The organism is Gammaproteobacteria bacterium, from assembly GCA_040183005.1.
In the GTDB taxonomy this organism is placed as follows: domain Bacteria; phylum Pseudomonadota; class Gammaproteobacteria.
This window is the reverse complement of the sequence record JAMPIW010000007.1, coordinates 1,388,256-1,411,037: the sequence shown is the minus strand read 5'-3', so window position 1 is coordinate 1,411,037 and position 22,782 is coordinate 1,388,256. Positions and strand designations below refer to the sequence as shown.

The 22,782-nt window shown below is 51.9% G+C and carries 24 protein-coding genes and 1 pseudogene; 23 read left to right on the top strand and 2 right to left on the bottom strand.

Annotation, left to right across the window (positions count from 1 at the left end; genetic code table 11):
- Positions 1-18 precede the first annotated feature (18 nt).
- A complete protein-coding gene (locus tag M3A44_12610) occupies positions 19-1,599 on the top strand; it encodes an ATP-binding protein (GenBank protein MEQ6342455.1) in 1,581 nt (526 codons plus the stop codon).
- Positions 1,600-1,744: 145 nt separating this feature from the next.
- On the opposite strand, the gene M3A44_12605 is transcribed toward M3A44_12610, so the two are convergent.
- A complete protein-coding gene (locus M3A44_12605; GenBank protein MEQ6342454.1) occupies positions 1,745-2,869 on the bottom strand; it encodes an AI-2E family transporter in 1,125 nt (374 codons plus the stop codon).
- A gap of 669 nt (positions 2,870-3,538) precedes the next feature.
- Between M3A44_12605 and M3A44_12600 the strand changes: the two genes are divergently transcribed.
- The 22 genes and pseudogenes from M3A44_12600 to M3A44_12495 all read left to right on the top strand — a co-directional run bounded on the left by M3A44_12600 (position 3,539) and on the right by M3A44_12495 (position 22,411).
- Complete coding sequence (locus M3A44_12600; GenBank protein MEQ6342453.1) at positions 3,539-4,120, top strand: outer membrane beta-barrel protein; 582 nt, start codon at positions 3,539-3,541, stop codon at positions 4,118-4,120.
- Between the two features lie 158 nt (positions 4,121-4,278).
- The gene (locus M3A44_12595; GenBank protein MEQ6342452.1) at positions 4,279-4,827 is read left to right on the top strand and encodes a YSC84-related protein; all 549 of its coding nucleotides are present in this window, start codon (positions 4,279-4,281) and stop codon (positions 4,825-4,827) included.
- Positions 4,828-4,946: 119 nt separating this feature from the next.
- A complete protein-coding gene (locus tag M3A44_12590; GenBank protein MEQ6342451.1) occupies positions 4,947-5,339 on the top strand; it encodes an SPW repeat protein in 393 nt (130 codons plus the stop codon).
- Between the two features lie 295 nt (positions 5,340-5,634).
- Positions 5,635-6,459, top strand: coding sequence for an alpha/beta hydrolase (locus M3A44_12585; GenBank protein ID MEQ6342450.1), 825 nt, complete (start codon positions 5,635-5,637; stop codon positions 6,457-6,459).
- 148 nt (positions 6,460-6,607) lie between these two features.
- The gene (locus tag M3A44_12580; GenBank protein MEQ6342449.1) at positions 6,608-7,222 is read left to right on the top strand and encodes an undecaprenyl diphosphate synthase family protein; all 615 of its coding nucleotides are present in this window, start codon (positions 6,608-6,610) and stop codon (positions 7,220-7,222) included.
- A gap of 177 nt (positions 7,223-7,399) precedes the next feature.
- A complete protein-coding gene (locus M3A44_12575; GenBank protein ID MEQ6342448.1) occupies positions 7,400-8,764 on the top strand; it encodes a cytochrome B6 in 1,365 nt (454 codons plus the stop codon).
- A gap of 56 nt (positions 8,765-8,820) precedes the next feature.
- Entirely contained in the window at positions 8,821-10,935 is a 2,115-nt protein-coding gene (locus M3A44_12570; GenBank protein ID MEQ6342447.1) for a site-specific recombinase, read from the top strand.
- 1,030 nt (positions 10,936-11,965) lie between these two features.
- Positions 11,966-14,090, top strand: a pseudogene (locus M3A44_12565) (EAL domain-containing protein).
- A 179-nt stretch (positions 14,091-14,269) separates the two neighbouring features.
- Positions 14,270-14,680 carry a BON domain-containing protein gene (locus M3A44_12560; protein MEQ6342446.1) on the top strand — a complete coding sequence of 137 codons (411 nt, stop codon included), beginning with the start codon at positions 14,270-14,272 and terminating at the stop codon, positions 14,678-14,680.
- A gap of 262 nt (positions 14,681-14,942) precedes the next feature.
- Positions 14,943-15,113 carry a hypothetical protein gene (locus tag M3A44_12555; protein MEQ6342445.1) on the top strand — a complete coding sequence of 57 codons (171 nt, stop codon included), beginning with the start codon at positions 14,943-14,945 and terminating at the stop codon, positions 15,111-15,113.
- A complete protein-coding gene (locus M3A44_12550; GenBank protein MEQ6342444.1) occupies positions 15,097-15,498 on the top strand; it encodes a DUF4398 domain-containing protein in 402 nt (133 codons plus the stop codon). Before M3A44_12555 ends, M3A44_12550 begins: the two co-directional genes overlap by 17 nt.
- Before the next feature lie 42 nt (positions 15,499-15,540).
- Positions 15,541-16,569 (top strand): OmpA family protein, encoded by a 1,029-nt coding sequence (locus M3A44_12545; protein ID MEQ6342443.1) that lies wholly within the window; start codon positions 15,541-15,543, stop codon positions 16,567-16,569.
- 90 nt (positions 16,570-16,659) lie between these two features.
- Positions 16,660-16,815: a DUF3309 domain-containing protein gene (locus M3A44_12540; protein MEQ6342442.1), complete on the top strand. Its 156-nt coding sequence runs from the start codon at positions 16,660-16,662 to the stop codon at positions 16,813-16,815.
- Positions 16,816-16,903: 88 nt separating this feature from the next.
- On the top strand, positions 16,904-17,215 hold the full coding sequence (locus M3A44_12535) for a BON domain-containing protein (protein ID MEQ6342441.1): 312 nt from the start codon (positions 16,904-16,906) through the stop codon (positions 17,213-17,215).
- A 221-nt stretch (positions 17,216-17,436) separates the two neighbouring features.
- A complete protein-coding gene (locus M3A44_12530) occupies positions 17,437-18,000 on the top strand; it encodes a bacterioferritin (protein ID MEQ6342440.1) in 564 nt (187 codons plus the stop codon).
- A gap of 198 nt (positions 18,001-18,198) precedes the next feature.
- On the top strand, positions 18,199-18,348 hold the full coding sequence (locus M3A44_12525; GenBank protein MEQ6342439.1) for a lmo0937 family membrane protein: 150 nt from the start codon (positions 18,199-18,201) through the stop codon (positions 18,346-18,348).
- Between the two features lie 137 nt (positions 18,349-18,485).
- Positions 18,486-18,635, top strand: coding sequence for an entericidin A/B family lipoprotein (locus M3A44_12520; GenBank protein MEQ6342438.1), 150 nt, complete (start codon positions 18,486-18,488; stop codon positions 18,633-18,635).
- 221 nt (positions 18,636-18,856) lie between these two features.
- Entirely contained in the window at positions 18,857-19,078 is a 222-nt protein-coding gene (locus M3A44_12515) for a CsbD family protein (protein MEQ6342437.1), read from the top strand.
- 149 nt (positions 19,079-19,227) lie between these two features.
- Complete coding sequence (locus M3A44_12510; GenBank protein MEQ6342436.1) at positions 19,228-19,539, top strand: DUF883 family protein; 312 nt, start codon at positions 19,228-19,230, stop codon at positions 19,537-19,539.
- A gap of 402 nt (positions 19,540-19,941) precedes the next feature.
- On the top strand, positions 19,942-20,265 hold the full coding sequence (locus M3A44_12505; GenBank protein ID MEQ6342435.1) for a hypothetical protein: 324 nt from the start codon (positions 19,942-19,944) through the stop codon (positions 20,263-20,265).
- A gap of 116 nt (positions 20,266-20,381) precedes the next feature.
- Positions 20,382-20,648, top strand: a complete 267-nt coding sequence (locus M3A44_12500) for a hypothetical protein (protein MEQ6342434.1) — start codon at positions 20,382-20,384, stop codon at positions 20,646-20,648.
- A 182-nt stretch (positions 20,649-20,830) separates the two neighbouring features.
- Positions 20,831-22,411 (top strand): peptide chain release factor 3, encoded by a 1,581-nt coding sequence (locus tag M3A44_12495; protein MEQ6342433.1) that lies wholly within the window; start codon positions 20,831-20,833, stop codon positions 22,409-22,411.
- 1 nt (position 22,412) lies between these two features.
- On the opposite strand, the gene M3A44_12490 is transcribed toward M3A44_12495, so the two are convergent.
- Positions 22,413-22,781 (bottom strand): hypothetical protein, encoded by a 369-nt coding sequence (locus M3A44_12490; GenBank protein MEQ6342432.1) that lies wholly within the window; start codon positions 22,779-22,781, stop codon positions 22,413-22,415.
- Position 22,782: the final 1 nt, after the last annotated feature.

Genomic DNA, 22,782 nt, shown 5'->3' with positions numbered 1-22,782 from the left:
AGTTTTGAGAGCGCGGCAATGAGCAGCAGTGATACTGACAATGTTCCTTATACCGATGGCTCAGGCCAATCGGGTGCGGCTAGACATGTCAAAAACAGGCCTCACGTTGTCCGCGGACAAGATAGGCGACGCAGGGAGATCGATGTCGCCGATGATAGGCGTATTATAAGCCGCGAGGAGTTGGTCACTTCACGTGAAGATGCCGCGGATTTGCGTGAAGATGCTGTTCACCTGCACGAAGGGGCTGTCTCCTTGCGCGAACAGGATGTTCGCGCGGCAGAGACGATACAGGCAGCGTCCGACGACCACATGATGATGTTGCAGCACGTGAATGAGCGCTTGGTCATCACGACCATTGAAGCACAGAAACTGGCCGAACAACTTCAAGCGACTAAAGATCAGTTGGAAAGAGCCAAGTCGGTGGCAGAAACAGCTAACCTCGCCAAATCGGCTTTTTTAACGAGCATGAGCCACGAGCTGCGTACCCCGCTCAATTCCATTCTCGGTTTTGCCCAGCTGCTGGAAGCTGGCACACCGCCGCCTACGCCCACCCAGAATGCCCGGCTACAGCAGATTATCAAAGCAGGATGGTATCTTCTGGAACTGATTACCCAAATTCTCGATCTCACGAAAATAGAGTCCGGCCAGGTATCCCTGTCGCGAGAGTCGGTAGCGTTGATCGAGGTGATACGCGATTGCCAGGCCATGATCGAACCGCAGGCGCAACAACGCGGCATCCAAATCAACTTTCTGCCATTCGATCCTAATTGGCATGCCAATGTCGATCGAATCCGCGTCAAGCAGGCGCTGGTTAACCTGCTTTCGAATGCGATCAAATACAACCGAGCACAAGGAACAGTCGAAGTGAAGTGCAGCCTGAGCACTCCAGACCGCATCCGCATCAGTGTTAAAGACAGCGGTGCGGGTTTGCCTCCGGAAAAGCTGGCGCAGCTATTTCAGCCGTTCAATCGTCTCGGGCAAGAGAACGGCCCCGAGGAAGGGACAGGCATAGGCCTGGTGGTGACGAAGCAACTGGTCGAGTTGATGGGCGGTAGTGTTGGCGTTGAAAGCACTGTTGGTATGGGCAGCGAATTTTGGATTGAACTGACTGGCGACGTTATGCCGCAACTTGCCGCTGAGAGCGCTATGCCCACGCTACCGCCCCCATTAGCTCAAGTCAACATGGCGCAGTGTACCCTGCTCTATGTGGAAGACAATCCGGTTAACCTGATGCTGGTCGAGCAAATCATGGAGGCATACCCACAGATACACATGCTAAGCGCAATCGACGGATATCGTGGCATCAAACTGGCAACCACCCAACTGCCAGATGTAATTTTGATGGATGTCAATCTGCCTGATATCACCGGATTCGAAGCATTGAGAATTCTGCGTGAAGACCCCGTAACAAAGCACATCCCCATAATTGCCCTCAGTGCCAATGCCATGCAGCACGATGTCGAAAAGGGGCTAGAGACAGGATTTTTTAGTTATCTCACCAAGCCGATCAAGGTCAACGAGTTAATGGAGATGCTGCATAGGGCACTGAATTTTTCAGAAACAGGATTAGGCGATGCAACTAAGCCAGGCCCCCTGTGATGATTGGCGCTGCAGATATTTGTAACGCCAGCATTTCTATCGTAGACGACACTACCCATATGCGACATATGCAGGCATGATAATCGCACCCTAATCCCTTGCAAATTCTCGTTCGCATCCCATCCGAATAGCACAGAGATTCAGGTTACTTTCCCAGCAGTTCCCCAACAGGTTTTAAATCTTCCACATGGTCGCATACTGCCTTGATGGCCATGAGGATAGGTATGCCTAGCAGTAAACCCCACACGCCCCACAACCAACCCCAAAACAGCACGCCTGCGAAAATCACTACTGCGTTCATCTGACTTGCCCGGCTCGTGAGCCACGGTGTCAGCAAAAAACCTTCGAGACTGGTGATAGCCAGTGCGATTCCGGAGACCAAGAGCGCTGTGCTTATTGTTCCGAATTGGAGAAAAGCGACCAGAGCAGCGCCAGTGGTAAAGATTACCGCACCGAGATAGGGGATAGTATTTAATATCGCGGCGGCAATCCCCCAAATCGCGGCATGTTCCAAACCGATCCAGAGAAATGCGAGCCAGGTCGCCACCCCCACAAGAAAACTGGTGAATAGCTGTACCAGCAGATAACGTTGGATCTGGCCGGTGATTTCATCCAACACTTGGATGGTGATTTTTTTCTTGCTAAAGGTAGGGCCGCTGATCCTGACCAGCTTGCGCCGAAAACTGTCGCCTGAAACCATCAGAAAATACGCGAGAAAAAATACTATGACGGCCTGACCGGCAAACCCAGCCGCGCTCATCGTTCCGGCCCAAAGATAGTCTTGGATATTAAATTTGGATTTTTCGATTTGCACACGAATCACACCCCTCGGGGGAGTAGGAGGCGGGGTTGGCGTATCGCTCGCCGCCCGCTCCAGCTCGGTGGTGGCTTTTTGCACTTTCTCGATCGCGCTTTCGGACGTCCCGCGTTCCTTGCTCAGAGTTTGGCGGAACTTCTGCGCCGCTTCGGGCAAGGTTTCTATCGCTGCAGCGGCTTCGTCGCTGAGGGAATAAGCCAGAGAGCTTACCCCTCCCATGATACCGATCAATAACGCTGCGGCCCCGATGGCGCGGGGAATTCTCCATTTTTGCATCAAGTTAACGAGGGGGGAGAGCGCGTAGCTGATCATCACGCCAAACATCAGCGGGATGAAAAACGCACGTGCCCAATACAGCGCGAAGATGACTGCAAGCACTGTGAGCAGCGCGAGCGAAAGGCTGTGCACGTCAACCGGCATGCGGACGGTGGGCTGCTGAGCAGTATCCGGCATAGCAGTCCCCTGGCTGACCAAGGATTCTCCAGTATGATTTTCTGAGTTGGCCTGGGGTTTAGGATTCATGTGGTGCGGCTGATGAAATAGTGGTGGTGTCCATGGCGCCTTGCTCTAGGTAGGGTGGCATGGATTAACTAAGTGTAAACACACTGATGCTGGAGTCAAGCCAACACCATGCCCATCATGCGGCTATATTGGCCAAAGGTCATTGAGAGATTGTTTAGTTCATAAAGAAATAAATAATCACCAACACAATAACCGGAACACCGAGCAGCCATCCAATAAAATATTTACCCATGACATCTCTCCTTACAATCAAACTTCCATCGCGAATTCAATCAATCTCGTCAAACCCACGCGAGATATAACAGATTTAATGGTGATTATCCTCTTCTTTTTAAATGCGCTCAGTGCGCTATCGCACTTATAGGTCAGATTTTTTCGAACGCTGATAGCCGTTATAAAGAAGTATTCGATTGAGTTACGGGAAGAGACCATCTTTGCAAGTGAGTATAGCTGAAAGAACTTCTTTTTTCGGCAGATGACGCTCCTTTCGCTATGTTGCATAGCGCACAGACGAAATTTACCCATAAGTCTATCTTTGGCTTCCCGGCAAGTATTTTGCCCTGCTGTGACTCTCCATACTCTTAATTAAAAGGAATCGCCATGTTGAAGAACAAAATAAAACTTACTGCATTGTGCATGGCACTCGTCGGCACGACGGGTGCGAATGTTGCCCAAGCTGCCGAGAGCGGCGTTTATCTAGGGCTAAACGCAGGCCAAGCCGAAGCGCGTAAATATTGCAATAATATAACGAACTGCGATAGCGCTGATACCAGTGTGCGCGGCGAGGTTGGATATCAGTTCAATAATAATCTGGGCGCCGAGCTGGGCTACACCAGTTTCGGGACACTATTTAATGCCAATGATAACAACGTAAATGCCAAGCAAGATGCCAGCGCATGGACAGCCAGCGCATTGGGCACGTGGCCGGTTGCCGAACGCTTCGGCATCTTCGGCCGGCTGGGCCTTGCAAGATACAACGTTAGCAACAGCGGAACTGTCCAGGGCGTGCCGGTGGCGGACAAGAATAGCACCAAGCCCTATTTTGGCGCCGGCGTGAAGTTCGATCTTGCCAGCAATTGGATGTTGCGTGCGGAATACCAGCTCTATACTGATATTTCCGGCGTTGATGGCACGAAAGACAATGTTCAGGGCTGGTATCTGGGCGGTGTATACCGCTTCTGATCCGCGTTATGTGCGATGTCGTACAGACCTGGCCGATGATTAGACGCAGTATCTTGCACTTATGGTAGCCCTGCGAGGCGCCAAGGCGGGGCAGGAACCGTGAAGTGAACGGAACTGTCCCAAAATTTCGAAACACAATGAACATGGAGATTTAAACTATGAACTGGAAAAACCCGTTGGCTGCAATTGGCCTGATAATGCTCAGTCTGTTCGCCAATACCACGGCCTTTGCCGACAGCAAGGCAGAGATCGACGCGAATGTGAGCCAGGCCTTGAAGCAGTTCTACGCGCACAACCCGAAGCACAAGGAACTCGCAGACAAGGCGGCTGGCATGCTCGTCTTCCCGAGTATCACTAAGGGTGGTGTGGGTGTCGCTGGCGAGTTTGGCGAGGGCGTCCTGCAAGTCAAGGACATGACTATCGACTACTACAACATAAGGTCTGCGTCAGTCGGACTCACACTCGGTATTGCGAGTCGTAGCGAGATCGTTATGTTCATGACCCAGGAATCGTTCGACAAATTCAAGAATAGCAAGGGTTGGAAAATTGGCGTTGATGCAGGTGTTGCCATTGTGTCTCTGGGTGCCGGGGGTCAATACGACACCAAAACACTGCAGAAACCCATCCTCGGCTTCGTTTTCGGAGAGAAGGGCCTGATAGGTGACTTGTCACTTGAAGGTTCCAAGATCACGAAGATACAGAAGTAAGAGTATGCGTTGTAAGGCGTAATTCTCTGAAGCTCAATAAATTATCTATGTGTACGTTAACCCGAATGTTTCATAAATTCGGGTTAACTATCGATCTTAAATTTTAATGGAGATGTGTCATGAAAAAAAGATGGCAGGATATGGTAATACTGTTTCTGGGTTTTTGGTTAATCGTTTCTCCTTTTATACTTCCCCGAACCATGGGGGACTTTAAACTTTTCAATAATTCGCTGATCGTCGGCGTATTCTTGACAGTGGTGGCTATTGCAGCAATCCTTCGTCCCAACGCTTGGATAGAATTTGTCCTGGTTGCGTTGGCATCCTGGCTGATCGCCGCTTCATATCTTTTCGGCAATGGAATGCTTATAAGTGGTTCTCTTACCACGTTGGCTGGGAATCAGCTCATTGTCGGCTTATTGGTAATGGCTGCCGCAGCCTTTGGCTTATACCGCCGAAAAGCTATCCGCGATATGAGTAATAAACCAGGAGCACCTTTGACCTCCGGCAAATGAAAGATATTCCCCACCGAACCATGGATGCTTTCGATTCCTGAGGTGGGGTAGGCTAGGGTGAGTATCGCGAACCACACATTACGTCGCGCACCATAATTACGAGATTAGTCGGGTCGGCCATTATCGAGTCATACGGATTCCGACCCGATGCCTTTCATCCCTGAAAGCCTGCTTCGCGGGCATGGAAGCAGGCGCGAGTTCAAATAATTAGGCGAGGCAATTTAAATAATTCGGACACTCGGACGGACACGAAAGGTCGACGGGGACCCCCGCCGACAAAAAAAGGAGGCAAACGATGAGTACGATCACGACGAAAGACGGTACGCAGATCTATTACAAGGACTGGGGCGCAGGACAGCCTGTAGTGTTCAGCCACGGCTGGCCCCTCAGTGCGGATAGCTGGGAGGCGCAGATGCTGTTCCTGGCCGCCAACGGCTATCGCTGTATCGCCCATGACCGGCGCGGCCATGGGCGGTCGAGCCAGCCCTGGAATGGCAACAACATGGATACCTTTGCCGATGACCTCGAGGAGCTCATCAAAGCGCTCGACCTGAAGGACGCCGTTCTGATCGGCTTTTCGATGGGCGGCGGCGAAGTTGCCCGTTATATCGGCCGTCACGGCACGAAGCGGGTGGTCAAGGCCGCGCTGATTTCCGCCGTGCCGCCGCTGATGCTGAAAACTGCGGCCAATCCTGGCGGCTTGCCGCTGGAGAAGTTCGACGAGATACGCCTCGCCTCCCTGGCCGACCGCTCGCAGTTTTACAAGGATCTCGCCAGCGGTCCTTTTTTCGGGGCCAACAGGCCCGGCGCCAAGGTCTCGCAGGGCATGATCGACTCGTTCTGGCTCCAGGGCATGCAGGCCGGTCACAAGAACACCTTCGACTGCATCAAGGCGTTCTCCGAGACGGATTTCACCGAAGACCTCAAGAAGTTCGACGTGCCGACGCTGATCCTCCATGGCGACGACGACCAGATCGTGCCGATCGGCGCCGCGGCTCTCCGCTCAGCTGAGCTGGTCAAGAACGCGACCCTGAAGATCTACGCGGGCGCACCCCACGGCCTTGCGGACACGCACAAGGATCAACTCAACGATGACCTGCTAGCTTTCCTTAAGACCTGATGTCGCTTTGCCGACGAGGGTCTCCAGTATTTTAGGTCTGACGTCCATCGCAGGATGACAGAAAATTATTCATTGAACTGGCGTGCACGGATCCGAATGATAATCTTCGTATCGTATGGCCTCACATCATGTTGGAAGAAGGCTTGCAATGGTGAAAAATAATATCCCGTGTCATGTCGGCTTCATTCCCGATGGAAATCGCCGCTGGGCCGTGGATCGTGGTCTGCGCAAAGAAGCCGGATATGCTCATGGTATCAACCCAGGGTTGCAGCTGTATGAAAAATGTAAAGAATGCGGGATCAAGGAAGTTTCCATCTACGGCTTTACCCAGGACAACACCAAGCGGCCTTACATTCAGAAGCAGGCATTCAGTGAGGCCTGTGTTGCATTCGCTTTCGAGATTGTACGCCGTGGGGCGGCTCTGCTGGTTGTCGGCGATGAGACATCGACGCAATTCCCTAATGTCTTAAAAGAATTCCGGCAGCGCCAGGGTGTCGGAATGAAGGTGAATCTACTCGTCAACTATGGCTGGGAATGGGATCTGGCCGGTCTTAAAAACGGCGGCCTGCGTTCATCTGAAGTTTCACGTCTGGATTTGATTGTGCGCTGGGGAGGAGGACGCCGGTTGAGCGGTTTTCTTCCGGTGCAATCGGTTTATGCGGACTTTTATATTAGAGATGAATATTGGCCAGATTTTGATCCGCAGCATTTTGAGGACGCACTCGCCTGGTTTAAAGGCCAGGATCAGACACTCGGCGGGTAATGCGTCTGGGGAGGTCAAGGAATCGAGGGTAAATAACTTGGGCGATCACAGCAATTTCTCCATCCACTGCTTGTAGAGAGCACGACCAATAAACGGCGCGTTGCTCAGTCGAAGCATTGAGGCTGTAGAAAAACCCAAAATCGAGAACCAGGTAAACTAATTCAGAAGGAGTCAACCATGTCATATTTGTCTCGAACCCGCTGGTTTCTGGCCGCACTGCCTGCCACTGCGGTTGTCTGCTTCACACTGACAGCTTCGGCCGCCGATGAAGACTTCTCCACGCTGACAAAACGCCTTGAAGCGGAGAAATCAAAGTTCGCAGAGCGCCAACAGGCTTTGCTCGCAAAACGCTACAACCTTGCTGATCGTCCGGCCAAGGGAACAGTCATGTCGCGTGGCAAGCCGGTGCAAGAGGGCGTGCGCGTCAAGTTGGCTGATGGCATGACTTGGGAGAAACTCGCCGCCTTGTCGCCGGAGGAAGTCAAGGAAAAGCAGTTCTGGCCGGCCGGCTTTCTGCCGTTGCCGCATCCTCATCACGAAGCGGGCGGCATGATCTTTCCCAAATTTCTCATCGAGGAAACGAAGAAGCAGACCGATCGGGATCTGGCTCGCTTCGATCTCGACTTCGACTTGCCGAACCATTTCATGCCTGAGTTCCCTGCGCCAATCTATCTGACGACGCGGCCGGATCTGGGCGACGTTTCGCAAGGGAAACTGGTAACGCTCAGCAACTTCAACGCATTATTCAAAGACATCCTCAATCCCAAACAACTCGAAGGATTGCGCTTGTTGGTTACGCCGTTTCCCCAGCAGCAGTTCAATGCCACGGAAGACCGCCGTAGTTTGAAGGCCCATTCGGGCGTTGCCTGTTTCGACTGCCACGCTAACGGACATACGAACGCCTCCACTCATACGGTCGGCGACATTCGGCCCAACGAGCATCGCCATCGCATCGACACGCCATCGCTGCGCGGCGTGAATGTTCAGCGTTTATTCGGTTCACAGCGTGCCCTGAAAACAGTGGAAGATTTTACCGAGTTCGAACAGCGAGCCGCCTACTTCGACGGTATCCCGGCCGACGCGACACGCAAAGGCACCAACATTCTCGAACGCGGTAGCCAAGTGCATTTCATGGCGGAGTTTCAGGCGCTGCTCGACTTTCCGCCCGCGCCGAAGCTCAACGTCTTCGGCAAGCTCAATCCCGCCAAAGCCAGTGAGAGCGAGATACGCGGTCAGGAAATCTTTTTTGGCAAGGGTCAGTGCTCGACTTGCCATACTCCACCGTACTACACCGACAACTCCATGCACAATTTGAAGGTAGAGCGATTCTTCAAGGAGGTCACAATTAACGGCCGCAGAGCGTCAGCCGACGGCCCGATCAAGACCTTCCCGCTTCGAGGCATCAAAGATTCGCCGCCGTATCTGCACGATGATCGCCTGCTGACGCTGGAGGATACGGTGGAGTTCTTCAACCTCGTGTTGGAAGTGAAGCTGAATGAACAGGAGAAGAAGGATCTTGTAGCCTTCATGCGGGCGCTGTAGGCCGCAACGTAAGGCGGATCATCATGAGCATGCGCGTGGCGCCCCGAACTTTCCGAATGCTGGACCTGCTCGAACGTATCGCCGCTCACCCGGACACCGACGTAATTGACGGTCTGGCGGATCTCGTCCAGAAATTGCGCCCAGCGAAGCCTCATCAGATTGATCGGGCCGCCGCCAACGTCCGCACCCTCACTCAGTTGCTTCAAGGCAATCATAGTCATGCCATTGCGCTGCGTCACTATCTGTTGCGCGTGTTCTCGGCACGGCATCAGACCAACCTTTATACCGATACGGGAATCCTCTCCAGCAACGGTTTTTTCACTGAGTTGTTCCAGCGCCTCTCATATCGCATGCTGCCACCCGCAGTGGATGATCGCTATATGCGTGACTGTTTGGATCAGATACTCCCCGCAAAGACTGATTACCTGTGGATAAGCGGCGTGCCTGCGGCGGACTGGTTGGCGCTGTTCGATACCTTGGCCATCGCTGACGGGGGAGAGAATGGGGACACGTCAGCCCAACAAAAAACGATGGTGCAACTGCTGGAGTCCATCCAGACATTGTCTTACCGCATCAGTGCGATGGGGTTGGAACCTGAATTGATTCGTAACAATCCGGATCTCGAAACCTTCGAATCACCGTTTTTGATGCAAAATTTTGAGGTACACCAATACCTTAACGGCTACGCCCGATTTTTGGATGGCGACTCGACGCCGGTAGCCAACAAACCAGCCACGCCTGCCGAGGGTTATGCCCGCTTCCTGGATGGCAGCGCGGCGACGCCCGATGATGCCAAACATTTGTTGGTGATGCTGGATCAGTGCGAGATGGTCGTCACCAAAATTCGCAAAAACGCGCTGCGTCAGGGCACCAGTGTAGCGCTCACCTATTTGCTGGGACGACTCACCCAGAGCATCGACCGGTTGCGGAAACTGCTGGCGCTGATAGATGTAGCCCACGATCTGCCCAGCTCTATCCCAGAATGTGGCGAAACCACTGCACCCTCTGAGCGGAGGGGTGCAGCCTTGTCGCTAGGCCTGGAGTTGATCGAGGCCCACAACCGCAAATACGCGGTGCGTGAGCTGTTCGCCAGCAACATTGATCTGCTTGCCCGAAACATCACGGAAAATGCCAGCCGCACCGGCGAGCACTACGTCGCGGATACCCGCAGCGAGTATGCCGCGATGTTCCGCTCTGCAGCCGGCGCCGGTTTCATCATCAGCTTCATGGCGATGCTCAAGATTCTCGCATCCTACTTGCGCGCCGCACCGTTGGTGGAGGCCTTTCTGTTCAGCATGAATTATTCTCTGGGCTTCATGCTGATCCACGTGCTGCATTTCACGGTTGCAACCAAGCAGCCGGCCATGACCGCTTCCCGCATTGCCGCCGGACTACAGAGCCGCGACGGCCGAAACATCGACCTTGATAGCCTGGTTGAGCTAATAGTAAAGGTCATACGCACCCAATTCGTGGCGGTGTTAGGCAATATCATCATCGCCTTTCCGATGGCCTACCTGATTGCCTGGGGATATTTTTACCTGCAAGGCCAGCATCTGGTAACACCGGAAAAAGCTGAGCATTTGCTGCATGACATAGACCCTTTTCACAGTCTCGCACTCTTTTATGCGGCTATTGCTGGTGTGTGTTTATTTTTGTCGGGATTAATATCCGGCTATTATGATAACAAAGCAGTTTACGCTCACATTCCAGCACGTATAGCGCAGTTACGCTGGCTACATCGCTTGCTTGGCGAAGCTCGGCTAAGAAACTTTGCAGGTTATATTGAAAATAACCTGGGCGGATTAATGGGCAACTTTTACTTTGGCATACTACTCGGCAGCATGGGCACCCTGGGTTTCCTGCTCGGCCTACCCATAGATATTCGCCACATTACCTTTTCTGCCGCCAATTTCGCTATATCATTAGTCGGCTTGGAACATTATATAACATGGCAAACCGCCGTTATTTCTACCTTGGGCGTACTCAGTATTGGCGCGGTAAACCTGTTAGTTAGCTTTTCCCTGGCGCTGTTCGTGGCATTACGCGCGCGCCAAGTGCGCTTCACCAAATGGCCAACACTGCTCAAGGCATTGCTGGCACGTTTTTTGGTGGCACCTCTGGATTTTTTCGTGCCGCCAAAAAACGTTGTCGAAGATAAAGCAAAGGATTGAGTGAGACTATAGTGGACTCATCAGTCAAGACAATAATGCATCGGGTTTAAGAGGGTAACCTTTCACATGCGGCGGAAAGGTGCTACCCCGCTTTTTCTTCTATTTTTGAGTGAGTTTTTTCTGTCTCACTGAATTTGTCTACGAGATCGACAAAGCCCAAGAAGTAGTTAAATAGCCGTTGAAACAGGAAAGCCTCAACCTGCCCTCGCTATGTGTGTCAGTGCACAGAACGTCTTGTGTGAGAGGGGTATAAAGATATCAGTGGCAGTGGAAGTTTTCCTTGGAGTGGGTTTGTCTGATTTAAAATGAGCAGATTAAAGCCATAGTCGTGGAGCATCTAAAGGTGATTTCTGAACGTTGTGCATTAGTGCACACACCCGCAGGGGTTCTGTCGGTCAAAACGTCATTATTGTGATCAACTTTAAAATAAATAAACACATGAATGGCTCTAGGAGCGTGACTGTGGGAGGCCGCGACAATAGCCGTTATATCGAGATGATGGCTGTGCCTACCGTGCCTATATTTAGTTAGGCGGACGATTTACCCCCCCTTAGCCCTGCGACCCCCCTCGCAGGGCCTTTTTTTGGGCGTTATAAAACCAACGCTTTCAGTTAAACCCAAATAATCCATTAACCCATCATTTCCGAACAGGTGGGAATTTAACAAGGACGAACATCCCGCGAAGCTGACGAGACCGCGATGCTGTCCCGCTTCGCGGGAGATTTTTTAATCATCTGGATTCCCGACTGAGCGGGAACGACGCAGTTTTGTGCCAATGGATTATTTTTGTTTAACGCTGACTCTTTTTCGGTATGTATGCTACCGCACAGAACACGACAGATTTCTCATTGCACAATAATCGTGCTGGTGAGCCATGCCAAATTGATGGATGTATGTGCGGACAAGAGAGGCGGTTTATATTCGGTACCACGCATTACGCCATGACGACTGTCCGATAGCAGAACGATAATTCCTCATAATAATAAGCTCGTTGGAGGTGTATGCTTGGATCTTGTTACAAAGGAGTTTTATGAGCATGGGCAATACGGAAGAAAGGGTACTTCTCATCGAGTGTGACCCCGCTACTGCCAAGTTGGTCAGGGATGCGCTCTCTGACGCAAGATATGGTCCATTCACTATCGAATGGGTTGCAACCCTCTCCGATGGCCTCGAACGGCTCAATAGGGGAGGGATTAAGGCCGTCTTGCTCAATCTATCCCTGCCCGATAGCCAAGGTATCGAGACCTTCGATAGGTTTTATTTGATCGCGTGTGATGTCCCGATTCTGATTCTCAGTGACTTGGATCAAGAAGATATCGCACAACAAGCCGTACAGCATGGCGCGCAGGATTATTTCCTAAAAGGTCACATCGACGGTTACTCATTGTCTCACGTTCTACGCAACGTGATTGCGCGCAAGGTGGCGGAAGAGGCGCTGTTTGTCGAAAGGGAGCGCGCTCAAGTCACGCTTAATTCCATTGGCGATGCTGTAATAAGTGCCGACATCGCCAGCAATGTCACCTATCTCAATCTGGTCGCGGAGCGCATGACCGGCTGGTCGCGCGAAGAGGCGACCGGTCGGCCGGCCGCTTGCCGATGTGCTCCAGATCGTCGATAGTGTCACACGCGAACCCGCCCGCAGTCCAATAGAGCTGGCCATGCAGCGAAACAAACCCGTCAGCCTCAGCGCGAACTGCATCCTGATCAAGCGCGATGGGTTTGAATTGCCCATAGAAGATTCTGCCGCGCCCATCCACGACCGTGGTGGCCGCGTTATCGGCGCCGTGATGGTTTTCCACGATGTCAGCGAGGCGCGGGCGATGGTGCTCAAAATGTCTTATTTAGCACAACACGATTTCCTCACTGATTTGCCCAATCGCGTGCTATTAAATGATCGGCTTAAACAAGCGATTTCCGTTGTCCGTCGGCACCGCAAACAATTGGCGGTTCTGTTTCTGGATCTGGATATGTTCAAAAACATCAATGACTCATTGGGTCATCTGATTGGCGACAAATTGCTGCAGTCGGTTGCGGATCGCTTGATTACTTGTGTACGTAGTTCGGATACAGTCAGCCGCCAGGGTGGGGATGAATTCATAGTGCTGCTTTCAGACATCGAGCACGCAAAAGATGCGGCACGCCGCGCGTCAAATATCATCTCGGTGCTGGAAGATCATCATAGTATCGCGGGACACGATCTCACTATCACTATGAGCATTGGTATCAGCATCTACCCCAGTGACGGCGAGGATGCGGAAACTCTGATCAAAAATGCCGACGCCGCGATGTACCACGCCAAGCAAAATGGGCGCAACAATTACCAGTTTTTCAAGCAAGACATGAACGACCGGGTCGTCGAGCGGCAATTCCTTGAGGCCAGCCTGCGTCGTGCCATGGCAAGGCAGGAGTTTGTCTTGCATTACCAACCCAGAATCAATCTCGAAACAGGCAGGATTACCGGCGCTGAGGCACTCATCCGCTGGCTGCACCCGGTGCGCGGGCTCCTCTTACCCGAGAAGTTTGTGCCAATCGCCGAAGAGTGTGGTCTCATTGTACCGATCGGCCGGTGGGTGCTCCGCGAAGCATGCCGACAAATCTGCACTTGGGTGGAAGCTGGCCTTCGGCCACCCTCCGTGGCGATCAACATCTCTGCAGTAGAATTCCGCAGCAATGACTTTCTCGATGGCGTTCGTGACATCCTCAAAGAGACTAGCCTGGAGCCGGGTCATCTCGAGATCGAACTGACCGAAAGCGTTCTCATGCAGGATGGCGAGTCCACGATTACCGTGCTTGATGCACTCAAAGCCATGGGTGTGCGGCTTGCCATCGATGATTTCGGCACCGGCTATTCCAGTTTAAGTTACCTGAAACGCTTTCCGATCGATACCCTGAAAATCGACCAGTCATTCGTGCGCGACATCACCACTGATCCGGACGACGCTACTATAGTTAACGCCATGATCGGGATGGGTAATAATCTCAACAAACGGGTCAGCGCCGAGGGCGTTGAAACACCAGAACAGCTCACTTTCCTCCGGGCCGCGGGCTGCGGCGAGGCACAGGGTTACTATTTCAGCCGACCGTTGGTTCCGGAGGAGTACACCAAGCTACTTAGAACCGGCATATCAGAACTCTCCCGCGGTCATAATGGCTAGTCAAATGTACTTTGAGTCTAAACAATCGAACCATAAAACACCCCGCCGCGCCGCCTGTGTGGGATACCGCACAGAGCATTTCCGTCTTGTGCCGTATGCTGCATAGCACTCCGCACGCAGCTTGGACAAAGCTTGCGGATAAATTTTTAAATCACATAGTTAACATAAGGAGAGTAACGATGAATATTTCAAAAAGAGTTCTATTAGCAGGGGCGTCAATGATTCTTGTTTTTGGGATTTCCGCATGCGACAAAAAAGGTCCGGCAGAAACGGCCGGTAAGTCAATAGACCAAGCGACAGAAAAAGCCGGCGACAAAATGGACGAGACATCAAAAGATATTGGTGATCAGGGTGACAAGGCCGGTGTGGCGATTGATGACGCTGCGATCACTGCTAAAGTAAAAGCGGCCATTCTAGCGGAGCCTGGACTGAGCGTTCTTCAGATCAATGTCGACACCACGAAAGGCGTGACTACACTGAGCGGGTCGGTTGACTCGCAGCAAAGTAGTGATAGAGCCAAAGAAATAGCGGGTGCTGTGGCGGAAGTAAAGGGAGTGGAAAATCAATTGGTGGTGAAGTTAGCCAAGTAACGGCGAATTGTAACGCCCCCCCCCTTAAGGAGTAACTCATGGGAGCGAACAATGCTTATACGCAAAATCTTGGGGCTCAGGTGAAGGAATGGGACGCCCAGATTATTTTCCGTGATTGTGTTGGCACCCATTATGTCCCGTGTCGTTCGAGTGCATGGTAAGCGCCCAGGCATTACCTCTATTCATTATATGTGCGTCACCGTACAGACGGCGCTTGGTATTAGGGTCAGTCTTACCATCAAAGGTTTAGATCGACGAGAAGATGGCTGTTCAAAATCATGGTCTTGTGCCGGAATGGCATCAAGATGGCATGTCATCTCAGGTGGCACCGATCGAAGGGGTTAGTAGCCCCCGTGGTATAGATGTTCAGTTGTTGGCAATTAAACGATATTTAACTTTATTGGATGGAGATGATCATGAAGATACTTACTAACCCCAGATCGACTCGAATGATGAACTGGGTCGGCGTACCAACAGTAATCGCTGTTACTACAATCTTTATGGTTGGATGCGCAAGTATTCCAGCCCCCACAGAGCAACTCGCGGTTTCCAAGGCGGCAGTGACGAGTGCAACCAGAAGTGGCGGCAATGAGTTTGCACCGCTGGAGCTCAAATCCGCCATGGAAAAGATGGAAGGTGCAGAGCGGGCAATGGATGCGAAAGATTACCCGCTTGCTAAACGATTGGCAGAACAAGCGCAGCTTGATGCCAAGCTTGCTGAAACAAAGGCCGGTTTGGCAAAGGCGCAGAAGGCGGTCGATGATGCACAAGAATCAAATCGCGTTCTGCGTGAAGAGATTAAACGAACCACCAAGTAAGCGCGAATCACATTACCAAGAATGAACATAAAGGAATTTATTATGAAAATTAATTATATATTACCTACTATACTGTTAGCCAGTACCGCGCTTGCAGCATGCAGCATGCAGCCTGAGAAAAACGCTGTGCTGGACGATGCCCGCAGCGGCTACAGTGCGGCACAGAGCAATCCGGATGTTACCAATCTTGCTCCAGTCGAATTGCAACAGGCTGGTAAAGCGCTGGACAAAGCCAACGAAGCTCAGAGCAAGCGCGAAGACCGCGAAGTGGTCGATAATCTCGCCTACCTAGCCAAGCAACGTGTGGCGATTGCGCAGGAAACAGCCAAACAGAAAGCGGCCGAGCTGGCTGTCGCTAACGCCAGTACTGCACGCGACAAAGTCCGTCTTGAGGCACGAACGGCGGAAGCCGATGCCGCCAAACAGGGGATGGCAACTGCGCAGGAGACAGCCAAGCAGCAGGCGGTGATTTCGGAGGCGGCAGCCAATCAGGCAGCCACCGCATTAGCGGCTGCTAACGCCGATACCGAACGCGGCAAGGCCCTCCTTGAGGCTCAAACGGTGGAAGCCGATGTGGCCAAGCAACAAGCGATAACTGCGCAGCAAGGCGCAGATCAGAAAACAGCAGAATTGGCTGCCGCCAATGCCAGAGTCAGTCAGATGGAGACAGAACTTAAAGACTTGAATGCCAAGAAAACAGAGCGCGGCCTGGTTATTACTCTTGGTGACGTGTTGTTCGATACCAACAAGGCGGAGCTTAGATCGGGAGGTGTCAATAGTGTGCAGAAACTTGCCGATTTTTTCAAAGAATACCCTGAACGTAAAGCCCTGATAGAGGGTTTCACTGACAGTACGGGCAGTAGCAACCACAACCAGGATCTTTCTGATCGTCGTGCCAATGCCGTGCGCAATACTTTGATGCGCATGGGAGTCAGCGGCGACCGTGTAAGCACACGTGGTTATGGTGAGGAGTACCCTGTTGCCAGTAACGAAACTACTGCCGGTCGTCAATTGAATCGGCGCGTGGAAATTATTCTTTCCGACGACAATGGCAGCATTGCGCCGCGCTGAGCATTCGATAAAGCAGGATATCTCTTTATGAGGAAATTGTAAGAGAATAACCGTTTAACCGTTGTAGGTTACGTCATTAGGAGAAGGAAAATGTTGGGAGCCGTGTTGTTGATTATCCTGATACTGATGCTGATAGGCGCTATCCCGACTTGGCCACACAGTAAAGGATGGGGTTACGCTCCGAGCGGAACGCTAGGGCTGATATTGATAATCGTGATCGTGCTTTTACTTATGGGAAAAATATGAATGGATTAATTAATATCTTTTCATGAAAATAATCATCGGTTACGGTAATTTCTAATAATAACATCATGTAAATATGGAGATTATGGCTATGAAAATACTAAAATACATTACTGCTTTTTTCTTTGCAATCATATTGGTCTCTGCCATGGGTTGCGCATCTACGTCAACTCAGGAAGGTACTGGAGAATTCGTTGATGACACCGTTATCACCACCAAAGTAAAGGCAGCAATCTTCGGTGAACCTTCGTTGAAATCGATGGAGATCAATGTTGAAACATTTAAGGGTGTAGTTCAATTGAGTGGCTTTGTGAGTTCCGAGGCCAGCAAACAAAAAGCGATTGAGATGGCACGCACCGTCAAGGGTGTAAAATCCATCAAGGACGACATGCGGCTTAAATGAGAGATAAACCCAAATAATCCATTCGCACAAAACTGCGTCATTCCCGCGCAGGCGGGAATGACGGGCTAATGGGTTATTTGGGATAAATAGTTAGGGGCGACTCACTGTTGGATATGAAATTCAGCAGTAGTTTCTGCCTGATGCGACACGGCTCCATTTGAGATCTAGTCTGCGAACCCGCAGTTAACACATTTTTGAATAACAGATTAAAGGTGACCCCTGTGACCAAGAAATCTTTCCTGACTGACGTCCAGACCTTACGCAAGCAAGCACGTCAGCATATAGAGGAAGGCGCCGTGACGGCCGGTTATGGCGCGGACCGGGAAAAGGTGCTAAAACTACTTAACGACGCACTGGCCACCGAAATTGTGTGCGTCCTGCGTTATAGGCGCCATCACTTCATGGCAAAAGGCATTCATTCCAAGAGCATTACCGACGAGTTCCTGGTACATGCCAATGAGGAACAGGGCCATGCCGACCAGATAGCGGAACGTATCGTACAGTTGGGTGGCGAACCGGATTTTGCGCCCGAGAGCCTGGTAAGCCGCAGCCATTCGGAATACGTGGCGGGCGATTCACTGATCGATATGATCAAAGAGGATCTAGTGGCGGAACGAATCGCCATCGACAGCTATCGTGACATGATCCAGTACCTCGGCGAACAAGACCCCACGACAAGGCGAATGCTGGAAGGGATATTGGCGGTGGAAGAGCAGCACGCCGACGAGTTGGCGGACTTGCTGCAGGGCTTTCCGGCGGAATTGAAGAAAAAAAATCGCCCGTGAAATAGAGGTGAGTTCGCCTCTTATGCCGTGTCGCCGTAAAATTTCACTATTTGCGGGGTATAATTTTCACAAGGAGATAAGGAGATAAATAATGAAAAAGAAAATTCTGACCATATTGGAGACATCAGGCGGCAATGATCGCTGGCTGCCCCTCAGACTCGGATCGCCGAAAACTTATAACAGGGGAGGGTAAGAAAAATGCTCGAGACTATTGCAATTATCTTAATTGTTCTATGGCTATTTGGCTTGGTCACCGCATACACCATGGGCGGATTCATTCATATTCTTTTGGTTATAGCTATCGTGGTGATTCTGATTCGTGTTATTCAAGGTCGTCGTGTCGTGTAGCGGCCTTGGATTAACCCTATACAGCTGGACAGTGGGTGTGGACCGGCTTGTAACCCGGTCTCGATTATGGTAAACGTGCTGATGGTGGGCAGAGTGACGAGCCTTAACTTTGAATTAATTGCAGGAGGAAGTGAATCATGGCGAAAAAAATACTGGCGATAGTGTTGATGGCAGGGATATTGGGCGCCGTTACGGCGTGCAATACCGTGGCGGGCGCGGGAAAAGACATCGAACGCGGCGGCGAAAAGGTTCATGATGCGGCTAAAGATGTCCAAAAGAAAATGTAACGTTTAATTGGACGTCCGACAAGCACCTCTCTATGTGCGCTACCAGACAGAGATTATCAATATTTTTCTACAAAATGTGCTAACTCTCTCCAAAGATGCGTGTAATTGCGGTTGCGCATAGATGCTTAATAGCATTGCGAAATCTCGCGGGTATTGGTGCAGAGAAATACAGGGCTGAAATTTCATCAGCCTCCGATAGTTAATCACACGAGGGAATGAAAATGAATTGGGATCGTATCGAAGGAAATTGGAAGCAACTCAAAGGCAACGTCAAAGAGCAATGGGGCAAGCTTACTGATGATGAGATTGATGTAATTGCGGGTAAGCGTGACCAGCTCGCTGGCAAAATTCAGGAAACCTACGGCCTGTCGAAGGATGAGGCTGAGAAGCAACTCGCCTTGTGGCAGGATCGTATAAACGAAAAAAATAATTACCCCAAGTGATGTACTATGGGCACCAATAGGTGCCCATTATCCATTACATCTAAATATCCTTCACATATCTGCGAATGCGTGTGTGTATGCGAATTTTCCAGTAGGGAAAAGAAAGATCAAATCTTTTAAACCTACAAAGTAAAGCAAAGGAGTACGGCATGACTACTGAAACACAAGCTGCAAGGGATAAGCTGGTAGAGGATTTTAAGGCCGTCATACATGACGCAGAAGAGCTGCTCAATGCCACCTCCGATCAGACGGGAGATAAAATTGGTGCAGTGCGTGCGCGGGCTGAGGCAAGCTTACGGGAGGCGCGGCGCAAGCTTGGCGACATGGAGAGCAACTTAGTGGGTCGAACCAAGGCCGCGGCCAAGGCGACTGATCAGCTTGTCCATGAAAACCCCTGGCAGTCGGTTGCCCTTGCCACGGCAGTGGGCTTCCTGCTCGGTATGCTGACCAGTCGACACTAAGCGCGTGGTGAATACCGACGCAGGTGCGACGGAACCGACGCCCGGCCTGCTGGTTTCGTTGCGGCGGTTGCTGAAAACTTTTACCGAGATACTTCATACCCGGGTAGATATCCTTTCCACGGAATTGGAAGAAGAGGTTTGTAGGGTACAGCAACTGCTCGTATACGGACTGGTGTCGGTATTTTTTCTCGGATTAGGCCTGGTGCTTGTAACCTTGTTCGTTGTAATGGCCTTCTGGGAAACTAACCGGCTATATGTTCTGGCCTGCCTCGCGGTCTCTTATTTGGGAGTCGGCGCCATAGCCGCACTAGTGGTACGACACAAGATCCGGACTCGGCCACGGTTGTTTTCGACAACCCTATCCGAGTTGGATAAGGACCGTAAAAGCTTGGGATCCCAGTTATGAATGCACGTGTCGAATATCTAAGGCGACGGCGCGAGCTACTGGTATCGCAGGCCGCAGCCCAGCGCAGCGAGGTGTCCTTTGTCGCGTTGCACCTGCAAAAACGTTTGCGTCTGGTAGACACGGGGGTCGCTATCGTTCAGGCGATGCGCATCCATCCGGTACTGACGGTACTGGCGGTTGCGAGCACCACACTGCTGTTGCCCGCACCTCGGAACAAGCTATTGTTCTGGCCCAGCCGACTATTCACTGCCTGGGAATTGTTTAGCCTGACGCGCAAGCAATGGCATGCTGCCAAGAGGACGAACGCTTGGCGGAAGTGAGCATAACCATAGATACCCCATGGATACCAAAGCCATCTCTGATATCCTGATATCCCATCTGTCTGGCTATATTCTTGGTTCACCGAGAGTTTCGCGATGTTGGTGAACCTCTCGCTGTGCGGGGCATCATTGTTATCGATTGGAACTACGACGAAGATCGCAGCCGTACCGGTTTCGGTCCGGAAAACGTTTCTCGTCTGCGCCGCTTCGCGGTCGGAATACTCAAGGCATTTCAGAAACCCACTCAATCCATCGCCGAGTTGATGCGTAAACTCAGCTTCCGTACCCGCCTTGTCTTCGACTATCTGCGGATGACTCAGAACTCTGCAGTCGCGGGGCACGGGTTCCTTGAGAACAAATTTACCGTGAGTGTCGCGATGTAACTTATTGTATTGTTATGTATTGTTTGATATAGTGACTTCAATTAACGGACTCATAATCCCTTGGCCCGAGTCCGAGCGGGCCCGCCAATAAAATCGAAGAGTTGCGATAGAGTGCAGCCCTTATTGTTTTTTCAGTGCCAACATTCTGCAGCTGTCAGCTCATTCAAGCCGGTTCCGCCATAATGTCCATTATTGCCCAAGAGGCGGCGCGCCGCCGCACCTTTGCCATTATCTCTCACCCCGATGCGGGTAAGACTACTCTCACCGAGAAGCTGCTGTTGTTCGGTGGCGCTATTCAGCTTGCTGGTACGGTGAAGGGCCGCAAGGCCGCGCGCCATGCCACCTCCGACTGGATGGAGCTGGAGAAGCAGCGCGGCATCTCGGTGACATCGTCAGTGATGCAGTTCCCCTACCGGGATGCAATCATCAATCTGCTCGATACGCCTGGGCATGAAGACTTTTCCGAGGACACCTACCGCACCCTGACGGCGGTGGATTCCGCGCTGATGGTGATTGACAGTGCCAAAGGTGTTGAAGAGCGCACCATTAAACTGATAGAGGTGTGCCGCTTGCGCGATACGCCGATCATCACCTTCATCAACAAGCTCGACCGCGAAGGTCGCCCGCCCATCGATTTGCTCGACGAGGTGGAAGAGGTGCTGAAGATCCGTTGCGCGCCTATTACCTGGCCGATCGGCATGGGCAAGGGTTTCAAGGGCGTGTTCGATCTTTACCACGATTGTGTTCATCTGTTTAGTGCCAGCCACGGTGGCAAGATCAAAGAAGGCGAGGTGATCGAGGGCCTGGATAATCCGCGCCTGGATGATCTGCTCGGAAGTTTGGCGGGCGAATTCCGCGACGAGATTGAGCTGGTGCGTGGTGCGAGCAATACCTTTGATAAGCAGGCTTTTCTGGACGGCAGGCTGACTCCAGTGTTCTTCGGCTCCGCGATCAACAACTTCGGTGTTAAGGAGCTGCTGGATGCCTTTGTTGAATATGCCCCGCCGCCGTTGCCGCGTGAAACGACGACGCGCGAGGTGTCACCACTGGAGGAAAAATTCAGTGGCTTCGTATTCAAGATACAGGCCAATATGGACCCGCAGCACCGCGATCGCATCGCCTTCATGCGCATATGCTCGGGTAGCTTTGCCACGGGCATGAAAATGCGTCAGGTGCGAATTGGCCGCGATGTGCAGATTTCTAACGCTATTACCTTCATGGCACGCGAGCGTGAGCATGTCGAGGATGCTTATCCCGGTGACATTATCGGTCTGCATAATCATGGCACCATCCAGATCGGCGATACCTTTACACAGGGTGAGGATCTCAAATTTACCGGCATCCCTCACTTCGCCCCAGAGCTGTTTCGCCGTGCACGGCTACGCGATCCGCTGCGTACGAAGGCCCTGCAAAAGGGGCTGCTGCAGCTTTGCGAAGAGGGTGCGACGCAATTGTTCCGCCCGCTCAATAGCAACGACTTGATCCTGGGCGCGGTTGGCGTGCTGCAATTTGATGTGGTGGCTTACCGCCTGAAGCACGAATACGGCGTGGAGTGCAGCTTCGAAAACGTGCAGGTAGCCACCGCGCGCTGGGTCAGTTGCGACGATTCCAAAAAGCTCGAAGAATTTCGTACCAAGGCGCGCGACAACCTGGCCCTCGACGGCGCGGGTGATTTGACTTATATTGCCCCCACCCGCGTCAATCTGGAGCTGACCAAGGAGCGCTGGCCGGACATCGAGTTCCGGGCAACGCGGGAGCATTGATTTATTTGACGGTGATTTCGGTCCATTTGCCATTGATTTGACGAGCCGCGCCAGCGGCATCTCCTATTGTGTGGAGATGAATGACAATCTTCCGGTATTTGACGCCATCATAAATCCATTCGCGGGCAGAGCGTACTACGCAAAGGCCTGTCTCATCGCCGCACTGCTGTTCAACGTCAATTGGGGCTTCCAGCGCCCTTTCCACAGCAGCTTTTACCGATGCCAACTGTTTTTGATCCAGCTTGAAATTGCCCAGCCACGCTTGTGAGTTCAGGTTGATCACGTCGGTGTTGGCTGCCATCGCCTGTTCGGAAATACTGCTGGAAACGGTGGCGGCGAGGAAAACAGCGATTGCGATTAATTTTTTCATG

What these genes read in the sequence shown, in the direction of transcription:
- M3A44_12610 (MEQ6342455.1), top strand. Translation starts at nt 19, where the DNA reads ATGAGCAGCAGTGATACTGACAATGTTCCTTATACCGATGGCTCAGGC.
- M3A44_12605 (MEQ6342454.1), bottom strand. Translation starts at nt 2,869, where the DNA reads ATGCCGGATACTGCTCAGCAGCCCACCGTCCGCATGCCGGTTGACGTG.
- M3A44_12600 (MEQ6342453.1), top strand. Translation starts at nt 3,539, where the DNA reads ATGTTGAAGAACAAAATAAAACTTACTGCATTGTGCATGGCACTCGTC.
- M3A44_12595 (MEQ6342452.1), top strand. Translation starts at nt 4,279, where the DNA reads ATGAACTGGAAAAACCCGTTGGCTGCAATTGGCCTGATAATGCTCAGT.
- M3A44_12590 (MEQ6342451.1), top strand. Translation starts at nt 4,947, where the DNA reads ATGAAAAAAAGATGGCAGGATATGGTAATACTGTTTCTGGGTTTTTGG.
- M3A44_12585 (MEQ6342450.1), top strand. Translation starts at nt 5,635, where the DNA reads ATGAGTACGATCACGACGAAAGACGGTACGCAGATCTATTACAAGGAC.
- M3A44_12580 (MEQ6342449.1), top strand. Translation starts at nt 6,608, where the DNA reads ATGGTGAAAAATAATATCCCGTGTCATGTCGGCTTCATTCCCGATGGA.
- M3A44_12575 (MEQ6342448.1), top strand. Translation starts at nt 7,400, where the DNA reads ATGTCATATTTGTCTCGAACCCGCTGGTTTCTGGCCGCACTGCCTGCC.
- M3A44_12570 (MEQ6342447.1), top strand. Translation starts at nt 8,821, where the DNA reads ATGCTGGACCTGCTCGAACGTATCGCCGCTCACCCGGACACCGACGTA.
- M3A44_12560 (MEQ6342446.1), top strand. Translation starts at nt 14,270, where the DNA reads ATGAATATTTCAAAAAGAGTTCTATTAGCAGGGGCGTCAATGATTCTT.
- M3A44_12555 (MEQ6342445.1), top strand. Translation starts at nt 14,943, where the DNA reads ATGGCTGTTCAAAATCATGGTCTTGTGCCGGAATGGCATCAAGATGGC.
- M3A44_12550 (MEQ6342444.1), top strand. Translation starts at nt 15,097, where the DNA reads ATGAAGATACTTACTAACCCCAGATCGACTCGAATGATGAACTGGGTC.
- M3A44_12545 (MEQ6342443.1), top strand. Translation starts at nt 15,541, where the DNA reads ATGAAAATTAATTATATATTACCTACTATACTGTTAGCCAGTACCGCG.
- M3A44_12540 (MEQ6342442.1), top strand. Translation starts at nt 16,660, where the DNA reads ATGTTGGGAGCCGTGTTGTTGATTATCCTGATACTGATGCTGATAGGC.
- M3A44_12535 (MEQ6342441.1), top strand. Translation starts at nt 16,904, where the DNA reads ATGAAAATACTAAAATACATTACTGCTTTTTTCTTTGCAATCATATTG.
- M3A44_12525 (MEQ6342439.1), top strand. Translation starts at nt 18,199, where the DNA reads ATGCTCGAGACTATTGCAATTATCTTAATTGTTCTATGGCTATTTGGC.
- M3A44_12520 (MEQ6342438.1), top strand. Translation starts at nt 18,486, where the DNA reads ATGGCGAAAAAAATACTGGCGATAGTGTTGATGGCAGGGATATTGGGC.
- M3A44_12515 (MEQ6342437.1), top strand. Translation starts at nt 18,857, where the DNA reads ATGAATTGGGATCGTATCGAAGGAAATTGGAAGCAACTCAAAGGCAAC.
- M3A44_12510 (MEQ6342436.1), top strand. Translation starts at nt 19,228, where the DNA reads ATGACTACTGAAACACAAGCTGCAAGGGATAAGCTGGTAGAGGATTTT.
- M3A44_12505 (MEQ6342435.1), top strand. Translation starts at nt 19,942, where the DNA reads ATGAATGCACGTGTCGAATATCTAAGGCGACGGCGCGAGCTACTGGTA.
- M3A44_12495 (MEQ6342433.1), top strand. Translation starts at nt 20,831, where the DNA reads ATGTCCATTATTGCCCAAGAGGCGGCGCGCCGCCGCACCTTTGCCATT.
- M3A44_12490 (MEQ6342432.1), bottom strand. Translation starts at nt 22,781, where the DNA reads ATGAAAAAATTAATCGCAATCGCTGTTTTCCTCGCCGCCACCGTTTCC.